The sequence below is a fragment of the Pseudoalteromonas sp. B131b genome (assembly GCF_037162545.1).
Taxonomy (GTDB): domain Bacteria; phylum Pseudomonadota; class Gammaproteobacteria; order Enterobacterales; family Alteromonadaceae; genus Pseudoalteromonas; species Pseudoalteromonas fuliginea.
Genome location: NZ_JARLUZ010000001.1, coordinates 2,691,031 through 2,705,083 on the forward strand (window position 1 = coordinate 2,691,031; position 14,053 = coordinate 2,705,083).

General features: G+C 39.7%; 7 protein-coding genes and 1 pseudogene. All 8 read left to right on the top strand.

All coding sequences use genetic code 11. The features are described 5' to 3' along the window. Nucleotides 1-53: 53 nt before the first annotated feature. The 8 genes and pseudogenes from P4S65_RS12495 to P4S65_RS12530 all read left to right on the top strand — a co-directional run bounded on the left by P4S65_RS12495 (nucleotide 54) and on the right by P4S65_RS12530 (nucleotide 13,493). Nucleotides 54-1,547, top strand: a complete 1,494-nt coding sequence (locus P4S65_RS12495) for a tryptophan halogenase family protein (protein WP_337120272.1) — start codon at nucleotides 54-56, stop codon at nucleotides 1,545-1,547. Next, entirely contained in the window at nucleotides 1,547-3,403 is a 1,857-nt protein-coding gene (locus tag P4S65_RS12500; protein ID WP_337120273.1) for a glycoside hydrolase family 13 protein, read from the top strand. The genes P4S65_RS12495 and P4S65_RS12500 overlap by 1 nt, the downstream gene beginning before the upstream one ends. Before the next feature lie 87 nt (nucleotides 3,404-3,490). Further along, complete coding sequence (locus P4S65_RS12505; RefSeq protein WP_337120274.1) at nucleotides 3,491-5,350, top strand: alpha-amylase family protein; 1,860 nt, start codon at nucleotides 3,491-3,493, stop codon at nucleotides 5,348-5,350. Beyond that, a pseudogene (locus tag P4S65_RS12510) lies at nucleotides 5,343-6,838 on the top strand (MFS transporter). The gene P4S65_RS12505 and the pseudogene P4S65_RS12510 overlap by 8 nt, the downstream one beginning before the upstream one ends. A 10-nt stretch (nucleotides 6,839-6,848) precedes the next feature. Next, nucleotides 6,849-9,257: a glycoside hydrolase family 15 protein gene (locus tag P4S65_RS12515; RefSeq protein WP_337120275.1), complete on the top strand. Its 2,409-nt coding sequence runs from the start codon at nucleotides 6,849-6,851 to the stop codon at nucleotides 9,255-9,257. A 674-nt stretch (nucleotides 9,258-9,931) separates the two neighbouring features. Then, nucleotides 9,932-10,054, top strand: a complete 123-nt coding sequence (locus tag P4S65_RS12520; protein ID WP_337120276.1) for a hypothetical protein — start codon at nucleotides 9,932-9,934, stop codon at nucleotides 10,052-10,054. A 41-nt stretch (nucleotides 10,055-10,095) separates the two neighbouring features. Continuing rightward, complete coding sequence (locus tag P4S65_RS12525) at nucleotides 10,096-12,615, top strand: TonB-dependent receptor (protein WP_337120277.1); 2,520 nt, start codon at nucleotides 10,096-10,098, stop codon at nucleotides 12,613-12,615. Nucleotides 12,616-12,719: 104 nt separating this feature from the next. Further along, nucleotides 12,720-13,493 carry a family 16 glycosylhydrolase gene (locus P4S65_RS12530; RefSeq protein WP_337120278.1) on the top strand — a complete coding sequence of 258 codons (774 nt, stop codon included), beginning with the start codon at nucleotides 12,720-12,722 and terminating at the stop codon, nucleotides 13,491-13,493. Nucleotides 13,494-14,053 lie beyond the last annotated feature (560 nt).

Genomic DNA, 14,053 nt, shown 5'->3' on the forward strand with positions numbered 1-14,053 from the left:
ACTTTACCTAACTTTTTAATCATACTTTGATTTAATAAAACGTGGATAATAAGATGAAATCAATAAAACACGTCGTGATCGCAGGCGGTGGTACCGCAGGTTGGATAACTGCAGCACTGCTTAATAAAGTGTTAGGTAAAGTAATTAATATCACATTGATAGAGTCATCATCTATTGGCACCGTGGGAGTTGGAGAAGCAACCATACCACCTATTATCCAACTTAATAACGCATTAGGCATTAACGAAAAAGAGTTTATAAACGAAACCAACGCAACAATTAAACTCGGTATTGAATTCGAAAACTGGAAAAAACCCTCTCACAGCTACATGCATGCTTTTGGCTCATTTGGAAAAGACTTTCCTTTTTGCGATTTTTACAATTTTTGGGTAAAGGGAAATATTACAGGCTCTGAAGATAGCCTATGGGATTTCTCGTTAAATCATCAAGCTGCTAAACAGCATAAATTTGCACCATTAAATACCATCCCTAATACGCAATTGCCTGGCCTAAGTTATGCGTATCACTTTGATGCAACACTCTACGCTGAATATTTAAAAAAGCTGGCAATATCGCGCGGTGTAAAACACATTGATGCCAAAATTAGTGAAGTTACACAATGTTTAGCAACGGGTAATGTAGAAACACTCATACTCGATGATAATAAGCAAATCAACGGTGATTTATTTATAGATTGCACAGGGTTGCGTGCGTTGCTTATTGAGAAAACACTCAATACCGGATTTGTAGATTGGTCTCATTATTTACCATGCGATAGTGCCATCGCAGTACAAACAAAATCAAACGATGAATTAAAACCTTATACGCAAGCAATTGCGCACAGTGCCGGTTGGCAGTGGCAAATTCCGCTACAAAGCCGAATAGGCAATGGCTTGGTTTATTGTAGTCGTTATTTATCGGATGAAGACGCAAAGGCGTTGTTGCTTAATAACTTACCGGCAGATCCAATAACAGAACCTAGATTTATTAAATTCAAAACAGGTAGACGTGTAAAACAATGGCATAAAAATGTAGTCGCGGTTGGTTTATCAAGTGGCTTTTTAGAGCCATTGGAATCTACAAGCATTCACCTAATTCAAAGCGCAGTTACACGGCTGATTAAATTATTTCCACACCATGGTATCAGCGATGCGTTAGCAAGCGAGTTTAATAAACAAAGCGTGACAGAAATAGAGCACATGCGCGATTTTATTATTTTGCATTACAAACTTACAGAGCGGGGCGACTCTGCATTTTGGCGTCAGTGTAAGCAAATGGAAATTCCCGACTCATTGGCTCATAAACTCAGTTTATTTAAACACACAGGCAAGGTAGTCCGTGAAAACGACGAGTTATTTGCTGAAGTTGCTTGGCAGCAAGTGTTTATAGGCCAGGGCCTTATCCCCGATGATTACAACAGTATTGTAGATTCACTCAGTAGTGAACAACTTAACGATTTATTTTCTACATTAAAAACGCTTATTACTTCAACGGTAGAGCAGTTACCCACTCATAAAGATTTTTTAAAAGAAATCAAAAAGGCCTAATGATGCGATTTTTAAACACACTTTTACTTGTAAGTGCATGTACCTTACCAACCATTAGCTATGCACTTGACGTTGAACCGGCCAATTGGTGGGTAGGTATGAATAAAAGCACTATAACCATCATGGTGCATGAAAAAAACATTTCTAACGAGCAAATTAAATTAGCTAAATACAATGGCGTTAAGTTAAATAAAATAACGCGTACAGATAACCCTAATTATGTATTTTTAAATATAACCATTTCCGATGCCGCTAAAGCGGGAACGCTTGAATTTAATAGCAGCGAAACGAACCAAAGTTTTGAATTTCCGCTACTTGCACGTGATAAAAACAGTGCAAAGCGCCAAGGGTTTACATCAGCCGATACTCTTTATCTAATTAACCCCGATCGTTTTGCTAATGGTGATGAGCAAAACGATACTGTCCCTAGCATGCTAGAAGCCGCTGATCCTACTACAAAGGGCGGGCGACACGGTGGTGATATACAAGGTGTTATTAATGCATTGCCATATTTAAAAGATTTAGGTGTAACGCAGTTATGGTTAACGCCGGTGCTTGAAAACAACATGCCCGATTACTCTTATCACGGTTATGCTATTACTGATTTTTATAACGTAGACCCACGCATGGGTTCTAATTCACTTTATAAATCGCTCTCAGTAAAGGCCAAAGAGCAGGGTATAGGCTTGGTAATGGATATGGTGCTTAATCACTTTGGTGCTGAGCATACATGGATGAAGGATAAACCGAGCAAAGATTGGATCAACTTTAATGGCGAATTTGAAAATGGTAAAAATGCGACAAGCCATGCCCGCCAAACAATTCAAGACCCACACGCAAGCGATTACGATAAACGCCAGTTTAACGATGGCTGGTTTGTAGCCAGCATGCCGGATTTAAACCAGCGCCAACCACTCTTGAGCGAATATTTAACTCAAAATGCGATTTGGTGGATTGAATACGCAGATTTAAGTGGTATTCGCGTTGATACTTACTCTTACTCAGATAAAGCATTTTTGAGCGATTGGACAAAAGCAATTATGCAAGAGTATCCGGATTTTAATATTGTAGGAGAAGAGTGGACCTCTAACCCTGCTATTGCCTCTTACTGGCAACGTGGTAAGCATAACCAAGATGGCTATACATCAAGCCTACCAAGCGTTATGGACTTTTCGTTGCAAGAGGCGGTAATTCAAGCGCTAAATGAAGATGAAAGTTGGAACACCGGTTGGGTTAAAGTATATGAATCGTTAGCTAATGATTTTTTATACCCTGATACCAATAACATTATGGTATTTGCAGATAATCACGATATGAGCCGCGTTTACACTGAACTTGGCCAAGACGAAGCCAAAACTAAAATGGCAATGACCTTGTTTTTAACCACACGAGGTATAGCCCAAATGTACTACGGTACGGAAGTGCTATTAGATAACACTCCAAGTAAAGACCATGGTGATATTAGAATAGACTTCCCAGGTGGATTTAAAGGCCAAACTCGTAACGCCTTTACGGGCGAGGGGCTAACAAAACAGCAAAAAGAGATGCATAAAACAATTAGCACCTTGCTTAATTTTAGAAAAGGCAGCACTGCGCTTGATAAAGGAAAGCTTGTACACTTTACGCCTCAACAAGGTGTGTATAGTTACGCGCGTATTAGCGGCGAGCAAACTGTGTTGGTATTTATGAATAAAAACACAAAAGAGCTCACTAAGAATATTGAGTATATGCAGGAAGTAATACCAAAAAATGCCAAAGCACTAAACTTATTCACCCACAAAACACAGGTGTTGGGTAATACAGTTGCTTTACCGGCTATGAGTGCAACGGTATTCGTTATAAATACCCCACAATAGTTGCCTGAATACGTATGCAGCAACTGTATGGTTGCTGCAGTAATCTTTAGTATAAAGTAATAACAATACTGACAAAAAAGACACACAATGAAAAAATCAGTTTATGTATCCGCAGTACTGTGTAGCGCACTTATTTCTACAGGGTGTTCAGAGAATAACAAACCTGAGCAACCGCAAGCGCATGCATACACAAAAAGTGAGCTTACCAAGCCGGTTGTATATCAAGTATTTACTCGCTTGTTTGGTAATACCGAAACAGCCAATGTTTCATGGGGCACTAAAGAGCAAAATGGCGTAGGTAAGTTTGCCGATTTTAACGATGCCGCCCTCAAAGGTATAAAGGAGCTGGGAACAACGCACGTTTGGTATACTGGCGTATTACACCACGCCTTAGTAGCCGATTATAGCGATTATGGGATTTCTCAAGACGACCCTGATGTTGTAAAAGGACGAGCAGGTTCGCCATATGCAATAAAAGATTATTATGATGTAAATCCTGATTTAGCAATTAACGTGACGAATCGTATGGGAGAGTTTAGCCAGCTCATTGAGCGTACGCACAGCCATGGCATGAAAGTCATTATTGATATAGTGCCTAACCATGTTGCGCGAAATTATCAATCATTAGGAAAGCCTAAAGGGGTTGAAGATTTTGGCGCGCAAGACGACACCAGTAAAACGTACGATAAAAACAACAATTTTTACTATGTGCCTGGGCAGCCATTTCAAGTGCCTACCTCTACAACCTATAAAGTGCTAGGCGGGAATGCTCATCCTCTTGTTGATGGTTTTTTTGATGAAACACCCGCCAAATGGACAGGTAATGGTGCTCGATCTCCAAAACCAGATATGAACGATTGGTACGAAACAGTAAAAGTGAATTACGGTGTAAAGCCTGATGGCAGCTACGACTTTGTAGAGTTACCAAGTGAATACAAAAATAAAGATTACCGTGCTCACTACGCGTTTTGGCAAGATAAAGAGCTCCCTAACAGCTGGTACAAATTTAGAGACATTGCGCTTTTTTGGTTAGATAAAGGTGTTGATGGCTTTAGGTACGACATGGCCGAAATGGTGCCGGTTGAATTTTGGAGCTTTTTAAACTCATCAATAAAAATGCAAAACCCTGATGCATTTTTACTTGCCGAAGTTTACAACCCAAAAATGTACCGTGCTTATATCCATCAAGGTAAAATGGACTATTTATACGATAAGGTCGGTTTTTACGATACCTTAAAAGCAATTATGCAAAGCAAGCAACCTGCAAACGCTATTTTTGATGCGCAGCAACAGGTTGCGGATATTGAACAGCACATGCTGCACTTTTTAGAAAATCACGATGAACAGCGTATCGCAAGCCCAGACTTTGCAGGCAAAGCCGTGTGGGGTAAACCAGCCATGGTGGTTTCAAACCTGATTAGCCGTGCACCAACCTTATTATATTTTGGCCAAGATGTAGGGGAGGATGGATCTGAATATGCAGGCTTTGGCTTACCAACCCGCACCAGTATTTTTGATTACATTGGCGTACCAGCGCATCAAGCATGGATGAATAGCGGTAAGTTTGACGGCGCTAATTTAACAAAAGAGCAGTCAGCACTTCGTGATTACTATAAAGCCATTCTGTCACTTAATAGTTTACCTGCAGTGGTGGGCGGTGAAATGAGTGAGCTAAGCGTTACAGGAAGTGAGCGAGTTGTAGGCTTTACCCGCAAACTTGGCCAACAAATGCTTTACGTATTAAGTAACTTTAGCGAACAATCTCAAACAATTACGGTTAATTTATCAAAAGTGCAATTAGCGGGACTCAGCGAATACACTCAATTGCATGACTTACTTGAGCAGCATAGCACCGAGATTACATCAGGGCCTCAAGGCGCAACCTTCACATTTACACTTGATGCATTTAGCAGCGCAGTATTAACAAATAAGGCTAATAATGAATAATCAAAATAATAGCGACAAGCCAACTCTAAGCTTTTGGCAAATATGGAACATGTGTTTTGGCTTTTTAGGCATACAGTTTGGTTTTGCCCTGCAAAACGGTAACGTGAGCCGAATATTTCAAACCCTTGGCGCACAAGTGGATGATATTCCTATTTTATGGGTAGCAGCACCGCTAACCGGTTTAATTGTGCAACCTATTATTGGTTATTGGAGTGATAAAACGTGGTGTCGTTTTGGTCGTCGTCGTCCATTTTTCTTTTTGGGTGCAATATTAACAACCATTGCATTGTTTATTATGCCGCATTCGCCAACATTGTGGATTGCTGCTGGTATGTTGTGGATTATGGATGCGTCAATTAACGTAACCATGGAACCATTTAGAGCACTTGTTGGTGATAACTTGCCAGAAAAACAACGCGCTACCGGTTATGGGTTACAAAGTTTTTTTATTGGAATAGGTGCAGTTTTGGCATCAGCACTGCCATGGATGATGACAAATTGGTTTGATGTGAGTAACACGGCAGCTATTGGTGAAATACCAGACTCAGTTAAGTACTCATTTTACTGGGGTGGCGTTGTTTTACTAGCTGCTGTGTTGTGGACTGTTGCAAAAACAAAAGAATACACACCTGAGCAATTAGCTAAATTTGAGGCACAAAAAGGGCCAGTTGTAACGGCTGAAATTGCTGATATTAACTACAATAAAGGCGGCATTATATTTGTTGTATTAGGCCTTGCAACACTTGCCCTAGTGATGGGCTTAGCGCTTGAAAAAGAACTTTATTTATTAGCGGGTGGCTTACTTGCCTTTGGCATTGTGCAGTGGATAGCTGGTTTATTAAAAGCTAAAAATCACACTCAAGGGGGCTTTTATCAAGTAGTGCAAGATGTATTTACAATGCCAACTGCGATGAAGCAATTAGCTTGGGTGCAATTTTTAGTTGGTTTACCTTATTTGCGATGTGGATTTATACCACGTCGGCAGTAACAAGCTTTCATTATGGGAGTAGCGATACAACATCAAAAGCGTTTAATGATGGCGCTGATTGGGTCGGTATTTTATTTGCGGCTTACAATGGATTCGCTGCTATTGCCGCAATGTGCATTCCATTCTTAGTTAAAAAAATGGGCTTAAAAGGCGCGCATTGTTTTAACTTATTACTAGGCGCATTAGGCATTGCCAGCTTTATGTTTATAACAGACCCCAAAATGCTGCTTATTCCTATGATTGGTGTTGGTTTTGCGTGGGCTTCAATATTGTCACTGCCTTATGCAATGCTAAGTAACTCATTACCGAGTAATAAAATGGGTGTTTATATGGGAATATTTAACTTCTTTATTGTTATTCCACAGCTACTTGCAGCCAGTATTTTAGGGCTTATTTTGAGTCATGTGTTTTCTAATCAGCCCATTTACGCTTTGTTAATTGGTGCTGCGTCATTTGTATTAGCAGCCATTGCTGTTATGCGCGTTAAAAATTCTAATTAAGAGTAAAAAAATGAAAAACTATAACCTAATTACTATTTCATTATTAGCACTTGGATTAACTGCATGCGGTGCTCAAAATACGAATCAGTCACAAACAGTACAAACATCTAAAACAACTGCGCCTGGTGCCCCGGGCAGCGACCCGTTTTGGTCATACGCAGGTAAAACAGGGATTGGCACATCGTACGAGCAATACCAAAATGGTCATTACACAAGTGATGCACCAACAGGGGTAGTATCAAAAGTCTGGTTTTCAATAGCTAAAGGCATGATCACCGAAACTATGTTTGGCCTTATTCATCAAGCACAAATAAAAGATATGCAATTTGTGGTAACAGGAAAAGACTTTACTGTTAGCGAAGCAGACGATCTTGATGTCACTATTGATTATCTATACAAAGACGAGCAAGGCCGTCCGTTATCACTTGCTTATAAAATAGTAAGTAAAGATAAACAAGGCAGATTCACTCTTGAAAAACACGTTTTTACCGATCCTGATGGGCAAAGTTTATTTGTTCGTAGCGTGTTTAATACCGACCTTAAAGACGTTAAAGCCTATGTTGTAGTAAATCCATATATTGATAATAACGGCCTTGATGATTTTGCAAAAACTACCGAGCAAGGTTTAGTTGCTTGGCAAGGTGACAACTACTTAACATTGCAAGCAAATACTGAATTTGGCGCAAAAACGGTTGGCTTTACGGGTGTAAGCGATGGTTTGGATGAGCTTAAAAAGTCACAATCATTAAATACCAGCTATAGCAATACTGGTGAGCAGTCAGGTAATGTCAGTTTACTTGCTGAGCTTGGCAATATTGAAAGTAATACCACGTTTGATTTAGTACTGAGCTTTGCACATAACGAGCAACAAAGTGCAGAGCAGGGCGCCCAAACATTAGCAAAAGGTTATCAAAGTGTACTTGATAACTACAATGGTAAAGGTGCGGCATTTGGTTGGCAAGATTACCTACAAAGCCTTACACCTATTAATAAAATGACGGGGCAAACGGCCGATAACGGTAAGTTACTTTATACCAGCGCAATGGTATTAAAAGCACAAGAAGACAAAACGCACGCAGGTGCGCTTATTGCGTCGTTGTCTAATCCGTGGGGCGAAACCGTATCGGCTAAAACAGGCTCAACTGGTTATAAAGCCGTGTGGGTACGAGATTTCTACCAAGTAGCTATGGCATTTATGGCACTGGGTGATACAGCTACAGCAAAAATAGCATTCGAATACCTTGAAAAAGTTCAAGTTAATAGCAAAACGCCAGGTAACAATGGCGATACAGGCTGGTTTTTACAAAAAACACATGTCGATGGCGAACTAGAATGGGTGGGTGTACAGCTTGATCAAACTGCGATGCCAATTATGCTTGCGTGGAAATTACACCAAGCAAATGTACTTAGTGATGCCGAGCTTAAAGACTGGTACGCACGTATGTTAAAACCAGCGGCGGATTTTTTAGTCGAGGGCGGCCTTGCTAAAATTTTGTGGAACGACACGCAAATTACACCACCGGCAACACAACAAGAGCGCTGGGAAGAGCAAAGCGGTTATTCGCCTTCAACTACAGCCGCAATAGTAGCAGGCCTTGTTACAGCCAGTGATATAGCAGCGCTTAGTGGCGATGATAAAAACGCACAGCGCTACCTAGCTACGGCTAAAAAGTATAACAACGATATTGAATCGCAAATGTTTACCACTAAAGGTAACTTAAAAGGCGAAAATAGTGATGGTGAATACTTTATTCGTATAGGCCAAGATACCGATGCAAACTCAGACACTAAAATTAACGCTAATAATGGCCGTGAAGGTTTTAACAAAAAGCAAATTTTAGATGGCGGCTTCTTAGAACTAGTACGCTACGGCGTACGTGGTGCTAACGACGAAAGCATTGTTAAAACATTGCCTGAGTACGATGACGAAACGCTTGAAGATAACCTACAAGTTAAATACAGCTTTAGCTTTGACGACGGCAGCGGCACATTTGCAGGCTACCGTCGCTACGGTAATGATGGCTACGGCGAAGATGAAGTAACCGGTACTAATTACGCAGAGGGTGGCAGTAATACACCAGGCCAACGTGGTCGTGTATGGCCGTTTTTCACCGGTGAGCGTGGTAACTATGAAATAGCTGCAGCTAATGCGAACAACGCTCTGGATGATGCTAAACAAGCGCAAATTAAAAACAGTTACGTTAAAGGGCTAGAGCAATTTGCCAATGAAGGCATGATGTTACCAGAGCAAGTATGGGACGGCGTTGGTGTAAACAAAGCAGGTTATACACTGGGCGAAGGGACTAATTCAGCAACACCTCTAGCTTGGACACACGCAGAATACATTAAGCTGGTACGCTCACTCAGTGATAAACAAGTATGGGATCACTACCCAGTTGTTAAAAAAGCACTAAAATAGTAATTTTTCATATTTTTAAATTTAAAAGCCATGGTTTAAAACCATGGCTTTTTAATATCTGTGACCTAAGAGTTGTTAAGCTGCCCTCCTTGCTTTTAGTTCATCACATCTGATTATCCATAAAGCGTATGTTCACCTCAATCGGAACACTTTTATTGTGGCTGGTTGATCTTTCAGGATTTAAATGTGTTTTATCTAAATGCGGCTTAACCGAGGCGTAAGGTGTGTAACCGAATGGAGCTGGTAACGGCTCCTGCGCTAATATAATGACTTACATCGCCTATGGTGAATAACCTCGACTCATAAGCACCAATTTGCCTAAAACCAGACATACTGCTGTAAATTTAACCTCGAAAGGTAAATAGGCTCTAGTTAATTTATATCTATTTAACCTGAATTCTGGTTAAGAGATTTATGAACATATTGAACCACAATGATAGTTAAACTTATTTATCTCAAGCAGTTATTATCCAAAGTTCAGGTTATTTAATAATGATAAATATGACAACTTAATTTTTATTTACGTGTAATTTACTCGGGTTGTATTGCCAGTGCTTCGCTTTACCGTATTAGGGTAGTCAATGGGTGTAACTAATTTGTAACCTGTTAACAGGTAGTAAATAAAGCTGTTTTACATGCCTCTGACAACCCACACAAATTGAAAGGTGATACCCGTGCAAAAAATAAACACAATAACTTTGGCAATCGCACTTGCTTGTTCGTTGCCTAGTATTGCTCAAGAGTCTTTAGCAGATCAAAGCAATAGTAACGAGGTTAAAAAAATGACACTGCATTAGAAGTTATATCGGTAACGGCGACTAAGCGTAAAACAAGGTTAATGGAAACACCCGTCGCAATTACAGCGTTAACATCGGCACAATTAAAACAAAGTGGTGTTAATAATATAAGGGATATAGCAAATCTTGTACCTGGGCTTGATATATCAACGGCAACAGATCAATCAGCACCAGTTATATCTATGCGAGGCGTGCGCTCTACCAATATTACTGAACTTGGCGACCCTGCTGTTGGCGTGCATTTAGATGGAATTTATTCACCAAGAATGCAAGGTGCTTTAGCATTAATGTACGATGTTGAGCGTATTGAAGCACTACGTGGACCACAAGGTACGCTGTTTGGCAGAAATTCGACCGTTGGTAGCATTAATGTTATTTCTGCAAAACCTGATTTTACTGATGATTATGGTAGTGTAACGTTAGAAGCGGGCAAATATAATACACGCAGTGCGGAAGGTTTTTATAACTTTTCAGTTAGCGACGATTTTGCGGTCCGTATTGCAGCTAAAGGGTTAAAACGTGATTCTTATTTGGAAGGTTATTACGATCCTAACCAATACGATACTCGCAGATTAAGTGATGCAGTACTAAATACAGACGTTATTTCACAAGATTCATATCAAAACATTGGCAGTACACTTACTCAACGAGAGAATTGGTGGATAGATGCAGCTGCTACCAACCCAGAGTCGCAGCAAGTTCGCGCGTTAACAGAAGCTGACAAATCAGATTTTTATAATAGTGCTAATGAGTATTCATTTAGAGTAAGTACGTTATGGTCGCCTTTAGATGGTAATTTCACCAACCATACCGTATTTCAAAAATATGTTAACGACAGTGGTAATAATGTTGATTTGGTAAACTGCGATAAATTACGAGGTCGCCCAACAGAGTACGGTGGCGATTGTTCAAACTTTTTACCTTCAGATAATGCATATCAAGCGGTTGTGAATGTACCCGGTGAACTTAAATTAGATATAACGTATTTACGTAATACCCTTAATTATGCATTAACAGACGATCTTGATTTAGTGTGGTTAGTGGGCTTTGAAGACATGGAGCGCTCCTCAAAGCAAGATAGCGAAGCGGGTTTAGATGTTTGGGATGGTGCAACTTATTTTTTAGACGGTACTGGCGCTAAATCTTATTCTACAGAGCTGCAACTACAATCATCGGATATGACTGACCTTACTTGGATTGTGGGCGTTAACTATTTTCACGAAAAAACCACAACGCTCGGGTATTACGATAATCCAATGGACGATAAAGTATTTTGGGATCAACCTGATAGATCAACCGATGCATTCGCATTTTTTGCTCAAGCTACGTATAAAATAACCCCCAAACTGCACGCCACACTGGGATATCGCTTTAGTGATGAAACAAAAGAAGATAAAGGCGGGCGCTCTTATCGTTGCTCAAATGCAGATGGCTGCGCGCCGGGTTGGTTTAATCGTACTGATTTAAATAACTTGCCAGCAGATTACTTTGAAGATCCTACTATTTACGCATCATTTTTTGAAAATGACAACAAAGGCAGTTGGACGCACCATGACTTTAGAGTGGGTTTAGATTACGACTTGAGCCCCGATACAATGCTTTATACTTATTTAGCAAGCGGCTTTAAAGCCGGTGGTATTGGCGATGTGTTTGAAGTAGTAAACGATAGAACCTCTGAAGTAAATCGATTCGAAACGCAATTTGATCCAGAAGAAGTATTAACATGGGAAATAGGCGCTAAATCGAGCTTTTTTGATAACTCGTTAAATCTACAAGCTGCATTTTTCTACACAGATTACACAGACATGCAGTATGCATCTGTTGGTTCTATTGGTAACGTTGAGCGTCTTTCTGCTGTCGAGGATAATGATGGCAGGCCTATTTTGGATGGCTCAGGAAACCCTGTATTAGATTACATAAATCAGCCTGTTATAGCGTATTACACACAAAATGTACCTGGTTCTACTATTAAAGGGATTGAGCTCGAATTTGATTGGAAGCCATATCCAAACGGTCGAATTACGGGATATGTAACCTGGACAGAGGCTCAAGTAACAGACGATTGGTTTACAAAGTGGGACTACGATGCTGAGTATTTATTTGATATTTCTTATGAGGACTCACTCAATCCTGAAAATCCTTTGTTACAAACTAATTTAAAAGGCAATGTCTTGGCGATGACGCCTAAATTTACCGCTAATTTAAGTTACACGCATAGTTTTGATTTTGGTGAATACGGGTTTATACACAGCTGGTTTAATGTAAGTTGGAAAGATAAATCATATTCAACAGTTTGGAACGTTGATAAACACCTCGATGATATGGAGTTTGCCATCTCTGATGAAGCCACGCGTTATATAGATGACTCCCGTGATAGCTTTGCAATGTTTAATGCCTCTTTAAAATATGAACCGCAAAGCCAAAAATGGTTTGCAGAAGCGTTCATTAGTAACGCCAGTGACGAAACTGTTCAGCATTGGAACAGTACCTCTAAAGGCTTTGCTAAAGGCAGTTTTGGTATGCCTAGGTACTATGGTGCAAAAGTAGGGTTTAACTTTTAACCTATAGTGTCAAATATATTATTAAAACGCACGTCCTGTGCTTTAAGCGGTTGTGTAATTACAGTATTTGACGTGCATTTAAATCTTAATAGAGATCATTAAATATGTATAAAAAAATAGTCGTATTCATTTTACTAAATGCGTTGTTAGTACCTGATGTACTAGCTAATAGTTTTAAAGATAATTTTACATGGGGTTTTGATTCATCAATATGGACACCCAGATCAGGCGATAATGGCAGCCCATTTGGCTGTACATTTGAACCAGGTCTAATCTCACCAAGCTCACATGGCATAACACTGGTAGTTGATAACAACAAATGTGCTGAGCTACAAAGTACAAATACGATAACCTATGGCAAAGTACAAGGAGCATTAAAAACAGGGAATACCCCAGGGACTGTATCATCTATTTTTACCTATACCTCATGGTTTGATGAGCCAGGACGGGCTTGGCAAGAAATTGATATTGAATTTTTACCTTCACTTGGCAATGTCGTTCATACCAATATTATTTATCAGCCAAATGGCGGGGTATATCAAAGTTGGGAAGAAGATATTGATTTAGCACAGTTTGGAGTAAACATTCAAAATGAGTTAGTAGAAATAGGATTTGAGTGGAGTGTAAATCAAATACGCTGGTTTATTTATAATAGCCAAGGTACAGAGCAAACAATTCGCGTTATGTATAAAGACAATGGTGATGGCAATTTAACAAATAACGAAATTCCTGCTTATGCATGGCCGGTTGATAACACCAAGTTGATGATTAATCACTGGCATGGTGATAACTCAGAGCAAGCTTATTATTTTCCAGGTCAGTATTATCAAAGCTCTGCTTGGGCATACTATGACTTCATTCAGTACACGGCTAACTAATTAAGCTCACTTTGTCGTTCTACAGTACTTTGTTTAATTGATCACTACATTAAACGTTGTGTGGTTCGTTATTTTATTACGGCTAATTAACCTGAACTCTGGATAATAAACCTATCTTGAGCAGCTATTTTCAGCGCTAACTGCGTTAAATTTACTTGCAGTAGGCCAGCTATTGACGTGTAAATTCGCCTTGTTTCACTGAAAATCGCTGGTTAGAGAGAATAAATTTAAATATCACCATGATTCAATATGTTAGCAAATCTCTTAACCAGGGTTCAGGTTAATTACATAAAATCGCAAGGAAGCGTTTTTCGTAATAATGTTAGCACGAATGGCTAACAGCATTAAAAATCAAGTTATAAAAACTCTAAGGATCCCTAAATGCTTACTATTAATCGTCGTTTTTGGCGAAATACTTTTCCTGCTTTGTTAAGCGTATGTACTTTAAGCGTTAGCGTAATGGCTACAGAATCAGTAGATTGGCCAATGGTTAATACGCAATTAAAGCCTAATCTATCGGTTGAGCACCAAATTGATGAGCTTATGGCGACAATGAGTAT